The 20,610-nt window shown below is 69.7% G+C and carries 16 protein-coding genes; 9 read left to right on the forward strand and 7 right to left on the reverse strand.

What is annotated here, in order from left to right:
* Positions 1-324: 324 nt before the first annotated feature.
* On the forward strand, positions 325-1,545 hold the full coding sequence (locus tag DFP74_RS32435; RefSeq protein WP_121187785.1) for a Cys-Gln thioester bond-forming surface protein: 1,221 nt from the start codon (positions 325-327) through the stop codon (positions 1,543-1,545).
* Between the two features lie 186 nt (positions 1,546-1,731).
* On the opposite strand, the gene gatA is transcribed toward DFP74_RS32435, so the two are convergent.
* The 7 genes from gatA to mnmA form a co-directional block, all read right to left on the reverse strand.
* A complete protein-coding gene (gene gatA / locus DFP74_RS32440) occupies positions 1,732-3,231 on the reverse strand; it encodes an Asp-tRNA(Asn)/Glu-tRNA(Gln) amidotransferase subunit GatA (RefSeq protein ID WP_121187787.1) in 1,500 nt (499 codons plus the stop codon).
* Positions 3,232-3,531, reverse strand: coding sequence for an Asp-tRNA(Asn)/Glu-tRNA(Gln) amidotransferase subunit GatC (gene gatC, locus DFP74_RS32445; protein ID WP_121187789.1), 300 nt, complete (start codon positions 3,529-3,531; stop codon positions 3,232-3,234).
* 98 nt (positions 3,532-3,629) lie between these two features.
* Positions 3,630-5,675, reverse strand: coding sequence for a bifunctional diguanylate cyclase/phosphodiesterase (locus tag DFP74_RS32450; RefSeq protein WP_121187791.1), 2,046 nt, complete (start codon positions 5,673-5,675; stop codon positions 3,630-3,632).
* A 425-nt stretch (positions 5,676-6,100) separates the two neighbouring features.
* Positions 6,101-8,338 carry an NAD-dependent DNA ligase LigA gene (gene ligA / locus DFP74_RS32455; RefSeq protein WP_121187793.1) on the reverse strand — a complete coding sequence of 746 codons (2,238 nt, stop codon included), beginning with the start codon at positions 8,336-8,338 and terminating at the stop codon, positions 6,101-6,103.
* A 64-nt stretch (positions 8,339-8,402) separates the two neighbouring features.
* Positions 8,403-9,488 carry a methionine synthase gene (locus DFP74_RS32460; protein WP_121188661.1) on the reverse strand — a complete coding sequence of 362 codons (1,086 nt, stop codon included), beginning with the start codon at positions 9,486-9,488 and terminating at the stop codon, positions 8,403-8,405.
* A 96-nt stretch (positions 9,489-9,584) separates the two neighbouring features.
* Complete coding sequence (locus DFP74_RS32465; RefSeq protein WP_121187795.1) at positions 9,585-10,100, reverse strand: DedA family protein; 516 nt, start codon at positions 10,098-10,100, stop codon at positions 9,585-9,587.
* Positions 10,101-10,230: 130 nt separating this feature from the next.
* Positions 10,231-11,337 (reverse strand): tRNA 2-thiouridine(34) synthase MnmA, encoded by a 1,107-nt coding sequence (gene mnmA / locus DFP74_RS32470; RefSeq protein ID WP_233571264.1) that lies wholly within the window; start codon positions 11,335-11,337, stop codon positions 10,231-10,233.
* Positions 11,338-11,452: 115 nt separating this feature from the next.
* On the opposite strand from mnmA, the gene DFP74_RS32475 reads away from it, so the two are divergent.
* The 8 genes from DFP74_RS32475 (at position 11,453) to DFP74_RS32500 (ending at position 20,539) form a co-directional block, all read left to right on the forward strand.
* The gene (locus DFP74_RS32475; RefSeq protein ID WP_121187799.1) at positions 11,453-12,622 is read left to right on the forward strand and encodes a DUF695 domain-containing protein; all 1,170 of its coding nucleotides are present in this window, start codon (positions 11,453-11,455) and stop codon (positions 12,620-12,622) included.
* Between the two features lie 199 nt (positions 12,623-12,821).
* On the forward strand, positions 12,822-13,778 hold the full coding sequence (locus tag DFP74_RS32480; RefSeq protein WP_233571265.1) for a hypothetical protein: 957 nt from the start codon (positions 12,822-12,824) through the stop codon (positions 13,776-13,778).
* 206 nt (positions 13,779-13,984) lie between these two features.
* The gene (locus DFP74_RS32485; RefSeq protein WP_121187801.1) at positions 13,985-14,338 is read left to right on the forward strand and encodes a DUF6507 family protein; all 354 of its coding nucleotides are present in this window, start codon (positions 13,985-13,987) and stop codon (positions 14,336-14,338) included.
* A gap of 249 nt (positions 14,339-14,587) precedes the next feature.
* Positions 14,588-17,752, forward strand: coding sequence for a hypothetical protein (locus tag DFP74_RS32490; RefSeq protein WP_121187803.1), 3,165 nt, complete (start codon positions 14,588-14,590; stop codon positions 17,750-17,752).
* A complete protein-coding gene (locus DFP74_RS32495) occupies positions 17,752-18,636 on the forward strand; it encodes an immunity 49 family protein (protein WP_121187805.1) in 885 nt (294 codons plus the stop codon). Before DFP74_RS32490 ends, DFP74_RS32495 begins: the two co-directional genes overlap by 1 nt.
* A gap of 110 nt (positions 18,637-18,746) precedes the next feature.
* Positions 18,747-19,370, forward strand: coding sequence for a hypothetical protein (locus DFP74_RS33380; protein ID WP_147453939.1), 624 nt, complete (start codon positions 18,747-18,749; stop codon positions 19,368-19,370).
* A gap of 126 nt (positions 19,371-19,496) precedes the next feature.
* Positions 19,497-19,817 carry a hypothetical protein gene (locus DFP74_RS33700; RefSeq protein WP_158613088.1) on the forward strand — a complete coding sequence of 107 codons (321 nt, stop codon included), beginning with the start codon at positions 19,497-19,499 and terminating at the stop codon, positions 19,815-19,817.
* The gene (locus tag DFP74_RS32500; protein ID WP_158613089.1) at positions 19,817-20,539 is read left to right on the forward strand and encodes an HAD family hydrolase; all 723 of its coding nucleotides are present in this window, start codon (positions 19,817-19,819) and stop codon (positions 20,537-20,539) included. The genes DFP74_RS33700 and DFP74_RS32500 overlap by 1 nt, the downstream gene beginning before the upstream one ends.
* Positions 20,540-20,610: the final 71 nt, after the last annotated feature.

Here is a 20,610-nt window from a genome sequence, read left to right on the forward strand (position 1 = left end):
TTCGACCCGATTTGTCCATGCCCGATTCGCATCACATTTTCCGACAACCGGGTTGGAAGTGGCCTATGTGGTCGCTAGTATCAGCCGAGCGACCTTCACGACGAGCGCGGCCCGCTCCCGCGTTGGCGAACCACACCGGATGACGCGCCTACCCCACGGGTGCCTCGCATCGACGTCCCCCAGGACCCGGTTGTGGTGACCGCCCAAGACGGCCCCATCAGGATTCGTGCCGCCGTCGGTGATGGCACCGAGGAATTCCTGCCGCCCGTTCTACCTGAACTGGCGTTTTCCACCGGGCACCCCTAAACGACACCGGGACACAACTTGACGAAGATCTCCCTCACCCGTTCCGCGGGGCGCGCGGGCATCGCCGCCGGCGCCGCCGCCCTGCTGGCCTTCGGCCTGGCCGCCCCCGCCTCCGCCGACCCCGTGCGCGCCCAGTACACGGGCAACGCCGAGACCGGCACCACGATCAAGATGAACGGCCAGAACACCGGCACGAACCTCTTCCGGCTGCAGCTGGAGGACGGCACCGAGCTCACCGCGTACTGCATCGACCTCGAGACCGGTATCCGCTCCAGCGCCTGGTACCACGAGAACGAGTGGGCCAACTACCCGGGCGAGGGCGAGTTCACGGAGCCCGCCAAGGTCCACTGGATCCTGCAGAACAGCTACCCGGAGAAGACCGCCGCGGAGCTGGCCGAGGCCGCGGGCGTGGAGAACCGCCGGTTCGGCGACGAGCAGGCGCTGGCCGCCACCCAGGCCGCGATCTGGCACTTCAGCAACGGCGCCGAGCTGTCCGGCGAGCGCCCCGACGGTGTCCGCGAGGTCTACGACTACCTCATCGGCGCGGCCGAGGACCTGCCGCAGACCGCGGAGCCCGACGCCTCGCTGAGCATCACCCCCGAGTCCGCCTCCGGCGAGGCCGGCGGCGTCATCGGCGAGTTCGAGATCTCCACCAGCGCCTCCGAGGTCCCGGTCGTCCTGGGCGACGACGTCCCCGAGGGCGTCGAGCTGGTCGATCTGGAGACCGGCGAGCCCGTCGCCGCGGTCAACGACGGCGACACGGTCGGCTTCAACGTCCCCGAGGACGCCGAGGAGGGCACCGCCTCCTTCAGCCTGTCGACCACCGCCATGGTGCAGACCGGCCGTCTCTTCCTGGGCGAGGACCCCGACAAGGCCACCCAGACCCTCATCACCGCCGAGGGCGGCGAGGCCACGGTCTCCGCCTCCGCGGGCGTCGACTGGACCGCCGCCGGCGAGGAGCCCCCGGCCACCGACGGTCCCTCCGACGAGCCGTCCGACACGCCCTCGCCGACCGACGGTCCCTCCGACGAGCCGTCCGAGACGCCCGCGCCGACCGACGAGCCCAGTGACAAGCCGTCGGCCCCGGCCGACGACAACAACTCGCCCAGCCTGCCGGTGACCGGTGGCGCGCTGGCCGGCCTGGTCGCGGCCGGTGTGGCCGCTCTGGGCGCCGGTGGTGGCGCGATCTACCTGAGCCGCCGCCGCAAGGCCGCCGACACCACGGACGTGGAGGGCTAACCCCTTCCGTCCCCGGTGACGCGTGAGGGCCCGCCCGTGCGAGAGATCGCACGGACGGGCCCTCCGTCGTTTCCGGGGGCTGTGCCGAGGCCGGGAGCAGCCGGTGTGCTCCGGACACACGCGTGCCCGCCGTGTCGGACACGGCGGGCACGGGCACGAGCGCGGCGAGCGCTCAGGTGAACAGCGCTAGCGCTGGACGGCGTAGGGGCTGCGGGCCAGCAGGTCGCCGTCGCGCTCCGCCAGGGTCCGCTCCACGGCCGCCGCCACCCGGTAAGTGCGGTCGTCGGCCAGCGGCGGCGCCATGATCTGGAAGCCGACGGGCAGGCCGTCCTCGGGCGCCAGGCCGCACGGCACCGACAGCGACGCGTTCCCGGCCAGGTTGGACGGGATCGTGCACAGGTCGGCCAGGTACATGGCCATCGGGTCCTCCGAGCGCTCCCCGATCGGGAACGCGGTGGTGGGCGTGGTCGGCGAGACCAGCACGTCCACGTTCTCGAACGCGGCGTCGAAGTCGCGCTTGATCAGGGTGCGCACCTGCTGGGCGCTGCCGTAGTAGGCGTCGTAGTAGCCGCTCGACAGGGCGTAGGTGCCCAGGATGATCCGGCGCTTGACCTCGGCGCCGAAGCCCTGGGCCCGGGTCAGCGACATGACCTCCTCGGCGCTGCGCGTGCCGTCGTCGCCCACCCGCAGCCCGTAGCGCATCGCGTCGAAGCGGGCCAGGTTGGAGGAGCACTCGCTCGGCGCGATGAGGTAGTAGGCCGACAGGGCCGCGTCGAAGCTCGGGCAGGACAGCTCCACGATCTTGGCGCCCAGGGACTCCAGGAGCTCCAGGGTCTCGTGGAAGCGCTGGCGCACGCCCGGCTGGAAGCCGTCGCTGTCCAGCTCCTTGACCACGCCCACGCGCAGGCCCTCGACGTCCCCGAGGCGGGCGGCGTCGACGACCGGCGGCACCGGGGCGTCGATGGAGGTGGAGTCACGGGGGTCGTGGCCGGAGAAGGCCTCGTGGAGCAGGGCGGCGTCGAGCACGTTGCGCGCGAACGGGCCCGGGGTGTCCAGCGAGGAGGCGAACGCGATCATCCCGTAGCGGGACGAGCCGCCGTAGGTGGGCTTGGCGCCGACCAGGCCGCACACGGCGGCCGGCTGGCGGATGGACCCGCCGGTGTCGGTGCCGGTGGCCAGCGGCGCCTCGAAGGCGGCCACGGCGGCGGAGGAGCCGCCGGAGGAGCCGCCGGGGATGCGGTCGGTGTCCCACGGGTTGCGGGTGACCTGGTAGGCGGAGTTCTCCGTGGAGGAGCCCATCGCGAACTCGTCCATGTTGGTCTTGCCCAGGATGACCAGGCCCGCCTCGCGCAGCCGCGCGGTGACGGTGGCGTCGTAGGGCGGACGCCAGCCCTCCAGGATCTTGGAGGCCGCGGTCGTGGGCATGTCCGTGGTGCTGAACACGTCCTTGTGGGCGACGGGGACGCCGGCGAGCGGGCCCAGCTCGTCGCCCGCGGCGCGGCGGGCGTCGACGGCGCGGGCCTGGGCCAGCGCGACGTCGCGGTCCACGTGCAGGAAGGCGCCGATCTCACCGTCCACGGAGGAGACCCGGTCCAGGTAGGCCGTGGTGGCCTCCTCGGAGGACACCTCGCCCGTGCCGATGGCCGTGCCGAGTTCGGCGGCGGTCAGGCCGATGACGTCGCTCATCTACTCTTCCTCCCCGAGGATCCGCGGGACCCGGAAGCGCTGTTCCTCCACCGCCGGGGCGCCGGCCAGGGCCTGCTCCGGGGTGAGGCAGGGCCGGGCCTCGTCGGGTCGGTAGACGTTGGTCAGCGGCAGGGCGTGCGAGCTCGGCGGGATGTCGCCCTGGGCGACCTCCTGCACCTTGGCCACGGCGGTGAGGATGTCACCGAGCTGGGCGGCGAGCGTGTCGAGCTCGCTCTCGTCGAGCGCCAGCCGCGACAACCGGGCGAGGTGTGCGACCTCATCGCGGGTGATGGCGGTCATCAGTGAGGAACCGTTTCTTCGACAGATGGGTGTACCGAGACAATCCTATGGCTCTGGGGCGGTGACCGGTGCCGGTCGCGTCGCCGGGGCTCCCCGGGTCAGGCGGTGGTGTCGGCGACGGCTCCGCCGTCGTGGGCGAGGAGCCACTCCCGGACCTGGCCGGGCGGCAGCGGGCGGGAGAAGTGGTGGCCCTGAGCGGCGTGGCAGCCGGTCTCGCGGGCGGCCTCGGCCAGTGCCGCGCTCTGGACGCCCTCGGCGGTCGCCCGCATGCCCAGCGCCCTGACCAGCGTGATGGCGGCGCGTACGACCGTGTCGCCGCGGCCGGACCCGTCGTCGAGGTGGGCGGTGAAGGACTCGTGGATCTTGACCTCGTCCAGGGGCAGCCCGGCGAGCTGGGCGAGGGTGAAGTGCCCGGTCCCGAAGTCGTCGAGCGCGAGTCCGACGCCGAGGTCGCGGAGCCGGTGCACGGCGGCGGTGGCCGCCTCGGTGTCGACGATGAGGGCGTGCTCGCCGATCTCCAGGACGAGCTGGCCGGGGGGCACGCCGTGCTCGCGCAGCGCCGCGGCCACGGTGGCGGGCAGGGCCGGGTCCAGGAGCTCGCGCACGCCGAGGTTGACCGAGACCGGCAGGCGGAAGCCGTCGGCGCGCCACTGGGCGGTGCGGGCCAGGGTGGCGTCCAGGACCTGGCTGGTGAACGCGCGGCTGAGGTGGGACTCCTCCACGATCGGCATGAAGTCGCCGGGCGCCAGGAGGCCGCGGGTGGGGTGGCGCCAGCGGGCGAGGGCCTCCAGCCCGATGGGCCGGTCGTCGGACAGGCGGATCTTGGGCTGGTAGTGCATCTCCAGCGCGCCCTCGGCCAGCCCGCGGCGCAGTTCGCTGAACAGGCTGAGGCGGGCGGTGGAGTTGCGGTCCTTGCCGGGGTCGTAGGACTCCACGCCGGTGCGCCCGGCCTTGGCGACGTACATGGCGACGTCGGCGCGCTGCATGAGGGGTTCGAACTCGGTGGCGTCGTCGGGGTAGAGGGCGATGCCGATGCTCGCCTCCAGGTCCAGGTCGACGCCATTGAGGCGCACGGGCTCGCCGAGGGCGCCGCGCAGCCGGACGGCGACCTCGGCCGCGGCGTCGGTGTCGCGCACCTGGGGCAGCAGGACGGCGAACTCGTCGCCGCCGAGCCGGGCCACGAGGTCGCCGGGGCGGACGCTGTGCACGAGCCGGCCGGCGGCGGTCTCCAGGAGGCGGTCGCCCGTGGCGTGGCCGAGGGTGTCGTTGACCTCCTTGAAGCGGTCGAGGTCGAGCAGGAGAAGGCCGACCCGGCCGCCGCGCTGGCGGGCGTGGGAGATCTCCTCCTGGGCGCGCTTGGTCATCAGCGTGCGGTTGGCCAGCCCGGTGAGTTCGTCGTGGTTGGCCTGGTGGTCGCGGCGGACCAGCATCAGGGCGCTGGCGTGCAGGGCGCTGAGGGGGAAGGCGAACAGCGGCACGTAGAGCACGGAGTAGGTCATGGCCACGACGACGAGCGGCGCGAGGCTGACCAGGACGGCGTTGATGTGCAGCTGCTGGCGCAGGTCCTTGAACAGGACCTGCTGGAGTGGGACGCGTTCGTGCATGGCCACCGCGCACATGACCAGGATGCGGTTGACCACCAGGTAGGCCACGCCCGCGAGCGCGACGACCACGAGTTCCCCGCCGGTGGGCAGGTCGAACCGGGCGAGGGCCGGCTGGAGGAGGCGCAGGACGGCGTCGGCGACACCGAGGGAGAGGGTGTACTGCGCGGCGTTGAAGGCGTTGCGGTGGGCGGCGTGCCCCCGGGCGAATCCGGCGACGACGGCGGCCACGGCCTGGAGGATGGCGGCCACGGGCAGCCCGTAGTAGATGACGATCGCCAGGGTGAAGGGCAGGGAGGTGGGCGATCCGCCGTCCATGGCCTGGCCGCGCACGGCCACGGGTCTCAGTTCGCCGAGGATGATCATGCACAGCAGGACCCACACCAGCGGTTCGCCGACCAGGCCGCTGAGATGGTCGAGCCCCAGGCCGAGGCCGGAGACGACGAGCACGCCCGTACCGGCGACGACCGCGCTCACCATGTACAGCCAGAGCGGTGTGCCGACCCGTGGACCTATGTCCCTGGTGCTGTGGGGATCCTTCATCCGTTGACCTCGTGAGGGGAACACGGAACGGGCGACGCGGGCGCCGCCGATCCTGCCGGTTCGGGGTGTCCGTGATCCTGCCACCCCTCGTGGCCGAATCCGGGTCTCGGATGCACTGCATCCCGGGTAAGGGTGTCCATCTTACGTCGTTTCGTCACCAACTGTCGCTTGCCAAGAACTATCAGTTAACCAAGTCGTCCGCTTGAGTGGTGACAAACGAGCCAAAGTCATCCGATTGCACGAACGAAACCCGTGCGGATCCGGGAGGAATCGGCATGGACCGCCGCCGGGTCGAACGAACTCCCCACGCCTCGGGTTCCCGACACGCGGGCGGACGAGCGGGAACGGCGGTCGCGAAAAGGTCGGGAGAGCAGCGGACCGCGGGGCCGTCGTGGCCCCGCGGTCCGCTCACCGGGTGGTGTCCGCTACGCGCCCTCGGCGGGCTCCTCGGCCTCGGGCTCGGGGTTGAGCCGCCGCGCCAGGGCCGCGTCGGCCCCCTCGTCGAGCAGGACCCGGAAGCCGGCCTCGTCGAGGATGGGCACGCCCAGCTTCACGGCCTTGTCGTACTTGGAGCCCGGGCTCTCCCCCGCCACCACGAAACCGGTCTTCTTGGACACCGACGAGGTCGCCCGGCCGCCGCGCTCGGCGATCGCCTCCTTGGCGCTGTCGCGGGTGAAGCCCTCCAGGCCGCCCGTCACGACCACCGTCACGTCGGCCAGCAGGTCCGACCCGTGTTCGGGCGCCTCGTCCTGCATGCGCACACCGGCCGCCGCCCACTTGCGCACGATCTCGGCGTGCCAGTCCACGGCGAACCACTCGCGGATGGAGGCGGCGATGGTGGGGCCGATGCCGTCCACGGCGGCCAGCTCGTCCTCGTCGGCCTGGCGGATCGCGTCCATGGACCGGAAGTGGCGGGCCAGGTCCTCGGCCGCCCGCGGACCCACGTGCCGGATGGACAGCGCCACCAGCACCCGCCACAGCGGCTTGGACTTGGCCTCCTCCAGCTGCTCGAAGAGCTTGTCGACCGTCTTCTTCGGCTCGCCCTTGAGGTTGGCGAAGAACGACACGACCTTGGGCTCGCCGGTCTTGGGGTCGGTCTTGGGCTCGGTGGTGTCGGGGTCGAGCACGTGGGTGCGGATCGGCAGGAGCTGGTCGACGGTGAGGTCGAACAGGTCGCCCTCGTCGCGCAGCGGCGGGTCGGCCGGCTCCAGCGGCTGGGTGAGGGCGGTGGCCGCCACGTAGCCGAGCGCCTCGATGTCCAGGGCCTTGCGCCCGGCGATGAAGGCCACGCGCTCGCGCAGCTGGCCCGGGCAGGAGCGGGCGTTGGGGCAGCGCAGGTCGACGTCGCCCTCCTTCTGCTGGCCCAGCTCGGTCCCGCACTCGGGGCAGTGCGTCGGCATCTCGAACTCGCGCTCGCTGCCGTCGCGGCGCTCCACGACCGGGCCGACGATCTCGGGGATGACGTCGCCCGCCTTGCGCAGGGTCACCACGTCGCCGATGCGCACGCCCTTGCGGGCGACCTCCTGGGCGTTGTGCAGGGTCGCGAACTCCACCTCCGAGCCCGCCACGACCACGGGCTCCATCACGCCGTAGGGGGTGACGCGGCCGGTGCGGCCCACCCCGACCTTGATGTCGACCAGCCGGGTGGTGACCTCCTCGGGCGGGTACTTGTAGGCGATCGCCCAGCGCGGTGCCCGGCTGGTGGAGCCCAGCCGGCGCTGGAGCCCGAAGTCGTCGACCTTGATGACGATGCCGTCGATCTCGTAGGCGGGATCGTGGCGGTGGGCCTGGTAGTGCTCGACGTACTCGCGCACCTTCGCCAGGGAGTCGACGACCTCGTAGCGGTCGCTCAGCGGCAGGCCCCACTCGCCGAGCAGCGTGTAGGCCTGCGACTGGCTGGTGAACGCGACGCCGTCCTCGCCCGCGGCCTCCCCGCCGGCGGGGACGTAGGCGCCCACGCCGTGCACGATCATCGACAGCGGCCGGGTGGCGGTGACGCGGGGGTCCTTCTGCCGCAGGGACCCCGCGGCGGCGTTGCGTGGGTTGGCGAAGGGGGTGTGCTCGCCGGTGGCGGTGATGCGCTCGTTGAGCTCGCCGAACTCCTTGACCGGGAGGAAGACCTCGCCGCGCACCTCCAGCAGCTCCGGCGCGGGCCGGACGCTCTCGTCGAGCCGCTCGGGGACGACGTCGATGGTGCGCACGTTGAGGGTGATGTCCTCCCCCACCCGCCCGTCGCCGCGCGTGGCGGCACGGACGAGGCGGCCCCGCTCGTAGACCAGGTCGACGGCCAGCCCGTCGATCTTGAGCTCGCACAGGTAGGCGTCGACGGGCACCTCGGCCGAGGCGCGGTCGGCCCAGGCGTTGAGCTCCTCGGTGTCGAAGGCGTTGCCCAGGCTCTCCATCCGCACCAGGTGCTCGACCTCGGCGAAGTCGACGCTGATGGGGGCGCCGACCTTCTGCGTGGGCGAGTCCTGGGTGACGAGCTGCGGGTAGGAGTCCTCGATGCCGCGCAGCTCGCCCATGAGGGAGTCGTACTCGGCGTCGGAGATGACGGGCTTGCCCAGGTAGTACCGGTAGCTGTGGTCGTCCAGCTCCCGGCACAGCTCGGTGTGGCGGGCGCGTACCTCATCGGGGATGTCGGTCGTGTTGTGAAGCGCGCTCACTCGCTTTAACGCCTTTCTGCTGCTCTCGTGCTCGCCTGTCGCGGTCGCGGGACCGCGGGAGGCCCTACCGGCGGGGCTCGTCCCGCAGGACCCTGGCGCCGTCGCGGACGGCGTCCAGAGCGGCCCGCGCGTACCCGGGTGTGGCTCCCGCGAGCCCGCACGTCGGCGTGGTGACCACCGCGCGGGAGAGCAGGTCAGGGGTGATTCCCAGCCGGTTCCAAAGCTCGCGTACAGGATCGACGGTAGCGGCGGCGTCGGACATTTTCGGGGACCGCTGCGGCCCGCGCGCGGTGGTCGCGCCGGACTCCGCGGAGGGCCGCGCGGGCGGGGCTTCGGTCGTGGGGACGACGCCGAGCAGCAGGCCGACGCCGGCCTCCACGGCGGTGCCGATCATCTCGTCGTGCTCACGGGTGAGCAGCAGGGCGTTGAGGCTCAGCGCCCGGGCGCCGCTGCGGCGCAGGAGGTCGATGGGCGCGCCGGTGGCGCAGCAGTGCACGGCGGGCACGGCGCCGGCGTCCTCCAGGACGATGAAGAGCTGTCGCAGGGCCGATTCGACGTCGACGCGGTCCACGGCGCGCACCCGCCCGAACCCGCTGGCGGTGGGCAGGGAGCCCAGCAGGACGGCGGGCAGGGAGGGTTCGTCCACCTGGACGATGACGCGCGCGCCGGGCACCCGTCGGCGTACTTCGGCCAGGTGGGCCAGGACGCCCTCGCGGTGCGACTCGGCGAGGTCGCGGCAGGCGCCGGGGTCGGAGGCCAGGCGCTGGCCGTTGCGCAGCTCGATCGAGGCGGCCAGCGTCCAGGGACCGGCGACCTGGATCTTGAGGGTGCCGGTGTAGGTGTGGGCGTGCTCGGTGAGCGCGTCGAGGTCGTAGGACATCAGGCTCGTGGCGCGGCCGATGTCGCGGCCCGGCGTGTCGGCGACCCGCCAGGCGCTGGGCTGGACCTCCACGGGAAAGTCCACGAGGAGCCCGGCGGTGCGGCCGATCATGTCGGCGCCGACACCGCGGTCGGGCAGTTCGGGCAGGTGGGGGAGGTCGGGGAGCTCGCCGATGATGGTGCGGACGGCTTCGTCGGGGTCTTCTCCCGGCCAGGACCCGACCCCGGTGTAGGAGGCGTCGGGCCAGGGATAGAGCTGCTGTTCGGTCACGATGCCCAAGGTTAGGGCAACGGCGAGCAGTGGGCGGTGAAGTGTGCGGCCGTGCCGTCGGGGGCCTACCGCCGAACGTCCGTCACACCACTGGGATCAGTGGGGGCGGACCGTGGTGGAGGAGTCCCCGGTGGCCAGGGGCGTCCGGTCGCGGCGGCGGGAGCGCAGGACCAGGGCCGCGACCGCCACGGCGGCCAGCAGGACCACGCCGATCGCCAGCCACGGCGACCCGAGAAAGAGGGTCCACCAGGTGCCGACCAGCCCGGAGATCACCACGCCCCAGAGTCCGGCCCAGATCAGGCAGCCCACGACCATGGCGGCGAGGTAGCGGGGGAAGCGCATGCGCATCGCGCCCGCCGACAGGTTGACGGCGGTCTGCACGCCGACGGTGCAAAAGCTCAGGGTGACGACGGGGGCGCCGTAGCGGTCGATGCTCCGCTTGGCGCGGTCCAGCCGCGGGCCGAGCCGTTCGCCCATCCGGCTGCGCGTCACCCCGGCCCCCAGGCCCCGGCCGATCCAGTACGTGGCCTGGGCGCGGCACAGGACGATGCCGAACAGCGCGAAGTAGACGATCCAGAAGGGTTGCCCCTCAAGGAAACCGAACTCGGGCATGGACAGGCCCCCTTCCTCGAGCAGCAACTATGCTATGCCTTACCTAACTTCGGCAAGGGGCAGCAGATCCCGAAGAAGGAGATCCGTCCCTCACTGACCGGTTCCCCTTCTGTGTCCTCGCGCGGCGGCCTCAGGCGGTGGTCGCCCCGGTGCCCACCGCGCTCGAACGCGCCGTCGCCGAGATCGTCGCCGACCCCAGCACCGCGTCTTCGTCGTAGACCACCACGGCCTGCCCGGTGGCCACGCCCGTGGCCGGCTCGGCCAGGCGCACCACGAGTTCGGCCGCGCCGTCGGTCTCGCGCTGCCACACCGTCGCGGGGTAGACCTCGCCGTGGGCCCGCAGCTGCACGTGGCACTCGGTCGGCTCGGTCAGCGGGTCGGAGCCGCTCCACACCGGCCGCACGCCGGAGATCTCGTCCACGGCCAGCGACGCGCGCGGGCCCACCGTCACGGTGTTCTGGACCGGCTCGATGGACAGCACGTAGCGCGGGTGCGCGGCTCCGCCCAGGCCCAGGCCCTTGCGCTGGCCCACGGTGAACGTGTGCGCTCCGTTGTGGGTGCCCACGACGTTGCCGTCCTCGTCCTGGATGGGGCCGGGCTTCTCCCCGATGCGCCGGTTCAGGAAGCCCGCGGTGTCACCGTCGGCGATGAAGCAGATGTCGTGGCTGTCGGGCTTGTCGGCCACCGACAGGCCCCGCCGGTCGGCTTCGGCGCGCACCTCCTCCTTCGTGCAGTCCCCGAGCGGGAACACGGCGTGCGCGATCTGGTCGGCGTCGAGCACGCCCAGGACGTAGGACTGGTCCTTGGCCGCGTCGACGCTGCGCACCAGGCGCCCGTCGATCTTGCGCACGTGGTGGCCGGTGGCCACGGCGTCGAAGCCCAGCGCGATCGCCCGGTCCAGGACCGCCTCGAACTTGATCTTCTCGTTGCACCGCAGGCACGGGTTGGGCGTGTTGCCCGACTCGTACTCGGCGACGAAGTCCTGCACGACCTCCCGGTCGAACTCCTCCGACATGTCCCAGACGTAGAACGGGATGCCGATGACGTCGGCGGCCCGGCGGGCGTCATGGGAGTCCTCGACGGTGCAGCAGCCGCGCGCGCCCGTGCGATAGGACTGTGGGTTCTTGGAGAGCGCCAGGTGAACGCCGGTGACGTCGTGGCCCGCCTCGGCCACACGGGCCGCGGCGACCGCGGAATCGACTCCGCCGGACATGGCGGCCAGTACACGCAAAGTCATAGTGCACACCAGCGTATGCGCCCCGCCGCCGTCCGGGCCACGGATTTCGAGCGGGGTGGGACACTCTCGCCGGGGCGCGGCGAGGGTGGTCGCCCGGTTCTGCGAAAATCAGTCCATGGCTCTGTTCCGTCGTCGTCGCTCCGCCGACTCCACCTCCGCCGTCACCGCGTTCTGGGACGCCTGGCCGACCGCTCGCGACGCGCTCGCGAACGCCGTCGAGACCGACCAGCCGGCTCCGTCGGAGGTGTCCGAGCAGGTGAGCGAGTTGATCAAGAAGATCCACCCGGACCTGGACTGGGAGGTGGGGCGGGCGCCGAGCCGCCCGAGCGGCGGCCTGGACGACCTCGACCTGTCGATGGACGCGGACCCGAGCAAGCTGCTGGAACAGCTCGCGGCGCTGGACGACCCCTCCCGGCTCACCGAGGGCCCGGTCTACGCCATGACCCTGCGCCCGGGGACCTCCGAGGAGGCCCGTGTGCAGTCCGAGCGCTGGTCCCGCTCGGCGCCCGAGGACGAGCAGTGGACCTTCCTCCCGGTGCGCCGCGCCGACCACGAGAAGCTCTCGTCCACCGTCACCTGGGACGACCACGAGCTCGACCTGTCGCACGTGTCGGTGTCGATGCGGGTGAACCAGGCGACCGGCCAAATCGAGGTGGGCGTCTACCACCCCGACAACATGTTCCTGTCGGAGGAGACCCGCCAGGGCGTGGCCGAGCACGTCACCCTGCTGGCGCTGGGCGAGGACGACCTGGTCCGGTGGATCGGGAAGGTGGCTCCGCTGGACGAGTCGCCCCTGGATCCGCTCTCGCCCACGGCCATGCCGGCGGTCGTGCGCCAGATGGTCGACCTGCTCGGCGGCCCGGGCGGCTGGGTCACGCTGGAGCGCAAGGTCCCGATCCAGGGCGGCTGGGAGCTGCGGATCCGGCACCCCCTGACCCGCCGCGACTTCCCCGCGCTGTCGCTGTGCGTGCAGGTGGTCGTGCCGTACACGCACCTGGACGGGGACAAGCTGCCGGCGGCGGAGTCGCTCTCCGCGCTGACGGAGCTGGAGGAGCGGCTGACCGTGCTGCTCGGTGACAACGGCGCGCTCTTCGTGCGCCAGACCACCGGCGGGCGCCGCAGCTACCACTACTACCTGGACCCGGACTCCGGTGTGCTGCCGGAGTTCGAGGCGGCGCTGCTGGACTGGCCCGAGGGCGAGGTCAAGCTGCGCACGCACCTCGACCCGGAATGGTCGCAGTTCAACGCCGTCCGCCGGCCGTTCAAGCGCCACCTGGGCGAGTAGACCGCCGCCCGCCATCGCCCACGGACGCGGGGTTCCCGACATCCGGAACCCGGAACCAGACACGCGCATGACCGGTCATTGACCTTCAGCCGACCTTTGAGAGAGGATGCGGTCCTGGGCGTCAAGATCCATCCCCACGTTTCACATCTGGCGCCCAAACAACAACAGGCGTAATGTGTCCTCCCCGCCAGGAGGAAGAATGCGGTCTTTGGACGGCGTGCTGCCACGAGCGCCCACGGGCCGGCCGAGAGTCGGCGCGGTCGGTGCGGTGCTCACCCTGTGCCTGCTCGGCGCTCCGATGATGTCCCTGTTCCCCGTCGGTCTGTGGGAAGCGGCCGAGGCTCTGACCATGAGCGGCGCGGGCATGGGAATCCTCGCGTTCGCCCCCTTGGTCGCGGGCGTCATCCTGCTGATGACGTGGCTCGGGACCCGGTGGTTGGAGGGCGCGGGCGTCAACCACCCCACCTCCGCGGCGTCGCTGGTGACGGTCACCGCCATGGCCACGCCCGTGTTCGTCGCCTTCCTGGCCCCGGCCGCGGTCCCGGTCCCGAGCAACCCCACCCTGAGCATCGCGGTGCTGACGGCCGCGGTCGCCACGCTGGGCATGGGCGCGTGTATGGCCTGGTGCGGCCTGCCCGGGCGGTTCCAGGCGGGCGTGGCGCCCGCGGTGGTGGTGGTCGCGGCCCTGTTCTCCGCGCTGCCGGTCATCTCCGACGGGATGCTGGCCAGAGCCGCCGACGAGCGCTCGCGGGAACAGATCGAGTCCTTCGGTCAGACGATCGCGGTCCTGGACCACCCGCGCTGGTCGCTGGACGAGGTCCACGAGATGGACGGGGCGCTGCGCTTCACCTACCACGACCCCGACGGCACGCCCGTGTACGTGCACACCTGGACGGGGCTCCATGCCAGGGGCTCGGAGGGCATCCGCTCGGGGTGCGAGTTCGCGGACGTGCGCTGCGAGAACGCCGACGGTGCGGTCGAGGTCTACCGCGGCGGGAGCACCCCCGCCGAGCTGCGCACCTACCTCAACGACGGCGTGGTGGTCTGTCTGACCTCCGAGCCCGGTTCGCCGGTCGACCTGGTGGCCACCGCCCGGTCCTTGCGCCCCGAGGCCCCGGGCGAACGCGAGAGCCTGGTCGAATCCGTCACCGGCTGACCCCGGGGGTCGGGCCCCACCGGGGTCCCGGGGCGCCGAGGCCTACCCCGGACCCCGTGCCTGCCCCTGCCTGAGCCTCCGTCCAGCCCCTCCCCTCCCCTCCCCTCCCCTCCCTCCGGAGGTGACGGTGCGCGTCGGCATAATGACGACCGGACGAGAGCCGCGCGGCGGCCACGGAACGACCACGATCGGAAGGGAAGTGGGGCATGTCCGCATGGGACATCCGACCGAACGAGGTACTCACGGTGTTGGAGACCGTGATGGGCCACGTGGGTGAAGAGGGCAGCGGCGGGGGCCTGATCGGTGGCATGGAGCGCCTGGAGACGAACCTGATGGACGCGAGCGAGCACGCCGCCAGCCCGGTCGTCAGCATGGCCCTCGGTGAGTTCGCCGAGCACGTCTTCGGCGTCACCGGCGACATGGTCCGCCTCGCCGGCAGCGGTATCGAGGGCGCGGGCGAGGCCACCAACCACTACAACAACGGCAACCTCGAGATGGCCGCGGAGTCCCAGGCCAACGCGGGCGAGATCCCGCCCGACGAGCCCCAGCCGAACCTGTAGCGGTCGCTACTGGCCGGTACCGGCCAGTGACCCGGGACACAACCCCGCCCTGCCTCCACCCCCGCCTCCCCTCGGCCACCGGCTCCCACCTGCCCAAAAACCCTGTCACCCCGAGCCCGGACGGGCACTGCCCACGCGACCGCGAGCATCGACTCCGTCACTCCGCGCTGGTAGGACAAAAGGTGCGTTCGACCCCACCCTCGACCGTGGACCCCTGTGCGCACCCGCCCCCTCCCCCGAAGGTGACGAGTGAACATCTTCTCCGGACCTCCCGGCAAGGGCGCTTTCAGAGCCCCCATCAACCCCAAGGGCATCACCCTTCCCGAAACCACATCCCACCTGCTGGAGTGCGACGCCGCCGACCTGCGCACCACCGGCGACCACATCTCCACCGCCGGCAACGACATCACCTCTTCCTGGGCCGGGTTGAGCGGTTGTTACTCCGCTCCCGAGGACGAAACCCTCTTCGCTGCCCTGAACCCCGTCGCCACCGACGGCGACGACGTCGACACCGCTCTGGGCTCCGTCGCCACGGCCCTGGAGACCTTCGCCGAGACCGCCCGCGAGATCCGCACGCGTCTGCTCGTCCTGCGCGGGAGAGCCGAGGCCTTCAACGAGTCCATCCGCGGCGACGACGACTGGGACAGGGGCGGCATCTTCGGCGGCGCGAGCGACAAGGTCGGAGAACTCGAAGACCTGCGCTCCGACATCGCCCGGGCGCAGGAGGAGTTCACCGCCGCGGAGATCGAGTGCGCCAACGCCATCACGGCCCTGGTGCCGGGCGGCACGCGCTTCAAGTCCGCCGACCCGGACGGCTCCACCACGGTCGGGGCGAACGAGTTCGTCTACGGACTCACCGAGATCCCCGACGACATGGCCACCGCATGGGGACCGCCCGCGGCCACCGACCACCACTGGTGGGTGGACGTCACCCACGCCGGCTGGGACTGGGCCGCAGGCGGGGTCGTGGACATCGGGGGTATGACCGGCACCTACTACGAGGGGCAGTGGGGTGTGCCCATCATCCTGTTCGGCCCGGCGATGCCGCTCATCCCCTCCCAGGGCCAGGCCAACTTCCAGAACTACTGGGGCGACACCCTCACCGGAGTCGCCACCCTGAGCGGCTTCTACAAGGGCGAGGGGCCACGGCACTTCAACCCCGGCGACAACCCCTTCACCCGCTCACTTTCGTGGGAGGAGGGCTGGTACATCCCCGAGTCCCGCCACGAGTGGGAGGACAACGTCAGCGCCGCCGCCGTCGAGGCGGCACACGGATCGGTCTCCTGGCGCGAATGGGACCAGCGCCCCGGCTACGTGCTCACCCAGGGCACCATCACCGGCGTGAGCGTGGCCGCGGGTGGATTCGGCCTGGTCAAGGGCGGCCTCGGTGGCCTGCGGGCGCTCGGCCGAGGCGACTTCAATGCCGACGCGCTGACCCCTGACACCCTCAGGGACCTGCTGGCGGGCGGAACCCTGCGTCCCGACGGCTCCACAGGCGGTGTCCCCCGCCCGAACGCCAACGGCGCCGACGACCACTCCGGCTTCGACCAGCTGGACGAGGCCCGCGAGACGCTGGACGACCTCACCGAACAGACCCAGCAGTCCAGCGCTCCGTCTCCTCCCCCACCGAACCGGGGAGACAGCGAGCCGTCCGCCCCGGCCCCGTCCGACCAAGGCGACACGGAACCCACCGCACCGAACCCGCCCGGCCGTGGCGACACCGAGCCCGCTACGCCGACCCCGACCGACCGGGGCGAGACCTCGGTGCCTCCGCGTGACCGGGACGGCCCCGACGACGACGCCTCGCCCGCCCAGGACCCCACCACGCAGCAGGCCGCCACGCAGGCGGCCCTGGAGCGCATGCTCCGCGACGACCCGTCCCTCGCGCAGACGCTGGACCCTGACCTGCTCGAACTGCTCCGCGCCAACGGCCCCGACAGCCCCTGGGTCGCCTCGCCCTTCCGCGACACCGACGGCGACAGCGTCCTGGCCGGCGTGGGCGGCCGGGGCGACGACACCCTCACCGAGTCCGCCGGCACGCCCGTGTCCACCCCGGACCGCCCACTGGACCTCACCGATGTGGGAGACCTCGGACCCAACGACCGCGTACCCGACTCCGGCCCCGATCTCCGCGACAACACCCCCACCATCACCAACAGTGCAGGCGACGGAGGTCCGCCCAACGGCGGCCTGCCCCACGACTCCGATGCCGATTCCGGTATCACCCTCACGGAAACAAGTCCCGGATCCGACACTGGTAGCGGCTCTAGCGGCTCTAGCGGCACTGGTCACGGCCCGCTTGTCGACGGCGGTGACGGGCACGGTGGTGGGGCCCCGGAGGAGCCGCTGCCCGGGGAACGCCATGGGCCTCAGAATGTCTCTGGGCTTCGAGACTACAACTGGAACAGCAAAGAGGAATTCCATGAGGACATGAATAGACTTATCAACGACCCGGGAAGCGGAGTCTTTGAAGAGTACTATCGGTCTAATGGGCACAGGATAAGCCAGTACGCCAAAGTTGGCGATCCTCCAATGCAGATTCCTCAGATCGTCGGAGTAGGAAACAAGCCCCCATGGCTGGTGCGGGAAACGCTGGACGAACCAGATTCGCCTGACTACGTCGATAACATAAGGCCCATCCACCATCGGACTGGAGCCGAGCCGGGTGCGGAACATCTCGATGGCCTGGCTTTGGAACGAGCACAGGCCCTACGGGATCACAGGGAACTTAAAACAAGGCTTGAAATCAGAGAAGCCGAGTTCGCCACATCGGGCTCTGAAGCCGTTCCTGATGATCTTGCCGATCTCAGGCGGCAAGAAAATGAGGCGAAATTCCTCGCGGACAAAAAGTCAGAAGGCTTCGGTGAGGCAGTTGCGAGAGTCGCAGTGAGAGAGCAGTTCGATGGGAGTCCAGTACTCGACGGCAACGGAAATCCCCTGCGGGATGAAGCAACGAATACTGTTATTCGCCTTCCCGAAGTCAAGGATCACCCGGAAACCAAGCCCGCCAATCTTCCAAGAAACGGAACTGACCAGTTTGATGACATCTATCGCACCACGGACAACAGAGGGTTCGTGATCCTTGAGGCGAAGAGCAGCCTCGGCACCGGTTTGAATGCGCGCACGGTCCCTGGTTCCAACGGACCCGAACTCGTGTCGCAGGGTAAACTGCAGTATGTCATGAGTGTCCTGGACGCCATGGAGCGCAGAGGAATCAGGTCGGGAACGAGTGAGGCAAAGCTTGCCCAAGAAATTCGCCGATTGCTGGAGGACAGACAGTTTGATAGAGTTCGCTATGTCGAAGTGCGCGGCAGGCCAGTCGACCATATCACCGATCAGGGAGAAGTGGTCCCCGGTGGGTCCTATGGAGGTTACGGTTTCGCTGAGTACAATTACAGCAGAGGTATTGGATAATGCGGATCATTCAGAGCCACAGCACCTGGTTTCCCGCGTACACTGAAAGGGTTCCGGAACTCCCCGAGGCGAGAGAGGAGTTGCTTTCCGGAATCGAGGAAAACCCGGGACGCGTCGGCAGCGGACCTTCGTTCCTTTTGAATGCACAAATAGCACTGACGGTAGACCCCGAAGCAGCTGCGATCGAAACATGGTACGCATGGACGTCGGCGATGCAGCTGTACCACGCCATGTTCGCGGTGAGCGCGACACCCGAAGGGGAAACCATTGAGTGCCTGATTGACCAAAGGGTCCGAGTACTGAAAGGAATGGGGCCCCAGTATTTCGCCAACCCTGGAAACTGGTTGACCGCCTTCTATCTCGCCCTGACCTGCCGCGACAAGAAGCGCTGGATCGAACTTGCAAATTTCCCCATTGAAGTACTCCGCGAGCAAGCGGAAAAGGGAGGAAGCCACTTCGGCCGCCACACCTATCACTGGATATCGGCACTCCAGTCCATGATCCTCAACCGACCGGAATCGATGTTCTCCGAGCTTGAAAAGGCAATTGAACTTTCCGATCCACGTTCAGGGGCGCTTGGCGGTGACATTCTCGACAAGCTCGTCTTTCCTGAGATGAACGTCTTCCGATGCCTGGTGGAAGGTGACGTCGAAGGGTTCAATAATGCCCTTGCGCAAGGTCTGGAACTCTTCAAGGACTACTACACGGAGGACGAGGAACGCTCAGAAGACATCAATGGCACTGTCCCCCTCGGACTACTTGCCTTCTCCTGTCTGGTATATGACAGGAATCGGAAACGGGGGGACTTTCCTATTGAAATTGAATCCACCTACCTCCCCAAGTTCATTCTCAACGCGGCCTGGTACGGCGAGTTCGCCGTATAGCCAGAGCGCAACCAGGCCTCCTCTGCGAACAACTGACCTAGTGCAGCTCCGACGAACGCCGAGGCAGAGTCGGAGTGATTCCAGTGACTCTTCGCCCATCCGCTCGCGGGGTGGTCGCTTCATGGGAGTGGCTTCAGGAGACGCCGAATGGGCGGGATCTCCTCCTCGGCGCCTCTGTCGCAGCCAAGGCCTCCCAGATCCTTGGAGACCATAACTTACTGAACGTCAAGCGCGTCGAAGTCTCCTGGGACCACCAAGGGAAAGGCCCTATAGGTGTTGGGTCCATCATCTACATGCCGCCAGACAAGAAGCTTGCGGCCGACGACCTCATGGCCCAGATAGCCGCCTGCCAGCCGAAAGCCTATCCGGATTCCAGGGCATTTCGCCTATATATGACGGGCCCGGGCGCATGGATCGATGTACAAGGGAAGGAGAAGTGGGAGCCCCGGCTTGTCGAATTCATGGTGGACGTTCAGATCTTCGGTGTAAGCGGCGTTCTCAGCGTCATACACGACATGTGGTCATGGTATGACTTCTCACGTGATCCTCATCCTTCGGTTTATGAGAACAACGCGCCGCGGTTGGCTGCTGCCATAAGAGAGATGGAAGAGTCGCTCGGAGTAGAATCGGAACCAGGTGAAGCCACCTTCTACGCAGAGCCTGAACGATACGGAACCAAGTACTACCCCCCGGACGAGGAGGGCAAGGGATTCGATGCAGCGGGACTGAGTTGACCTCGATCCCTCGACGGACAGCCGGGCTCAAGGCGCTCCTCTCAGCGAACGACTGACCTGGTGCAGCCCCGCCGAACGCCAAGGCGGTCGCTTAGGAGATCTCCGCGAGAGGGGATGAACGAGTGCATGGAAGTCGCCTCCCGCATGCAGGCGATCGAGTGGAGCGGCAAGGCCCTGCTCAGGAAGTCTCAGGCACGACTCCTTCAGGAGTACCTCAGGCGATCCGCACTCTGGGCCCAGGGCCTCCATGCCCAGGGATGGCCGTTCTTCGACATCGACCATGGGGTCGACCTGTATGTCCGGGTCCCGGCAGAGACCGCGGACGAGGCTCTGAAGGCACTTCCCGACTTCGCCACCTTCTACGTGGGACGAACCGTGGAATGGTCACGGGACGCGGATCTCAGCAGGGACGAACCGACCGAACGGGAGAAGGAATGGCGGGCGTGATGTTCGAGGCGACTTCGATCCGCGCGATCTCGTTCGACGGCGACCAGACCCTGTGGGACTTCCGCGCCGCCATGCGCAGAGCCCTCGCCGAGGCGGCACGCTTCCTCGATGAGCGCGGACTGCGCCGCGAGGGCGGCCCGGTATCGGCGGACTGGCTGGCGGAGCTGCGCGACGAGGTCGCGGGCGAGCCCCGGTTCGCGCGCAGCACTATGGAGGAGATCCGCCTCGCATCGTTCGAACGGGCCGTGCTGCGCTGCGACGGCCACGACGGCGATGATGGCGGCCGAAGCCTCGTGACCGACGTGTACGAGGCGTACATGAGCCTGCGGTTCTCCGCGATGAAGCCCTACGACGAGGTGCCGGCGGTCCTGGATCGGCTCCGGGGCTCGCACCCCCTGGTTCTGGTGACCAACGGCAACAGCGACCCGGCGCGCGTGGGCCTGGGCGACCACTTCACGCACCAGGTCGTCGCCGCCGAATGCGGCCTGTTCAAGCCCGACCCCGAGATCTACGCCCACACGGCCGCGTTGCTCGGCCTCCCACCGGAGTCGATCCTCCATGTCGGGGACCACCCCGACGAGGACGTCGCCGCCGCCGGCCGCGCGGGCATGCGGACGGTCTACCTGAACCGCGCTGGCCGCCCGCTCCCGCCGGGGCGACGCGCCGACGCCGAGATGAGCACTCTGGCGGGCCTCCTCGACCTTCTGCCGCAGAGGGACTGACGAGGGCCGTCCCAGATCGGTGCCGTCCTGGCTCCACACGTGAACGCCCTATCGGAGCGCGTAAGCGAAGT

Origin of the sequence: Nocardiopsis sp. Huas11, from assembly GCF_003634495.1 — a bacterium.
In the GTDB taxonomy this organism is placed as follows: domain Bacteria; phylum Actinomycetota; class Actinomycetes; order Streptosporangiales; family Streptosporangiaceae; genus Nocardiopsis.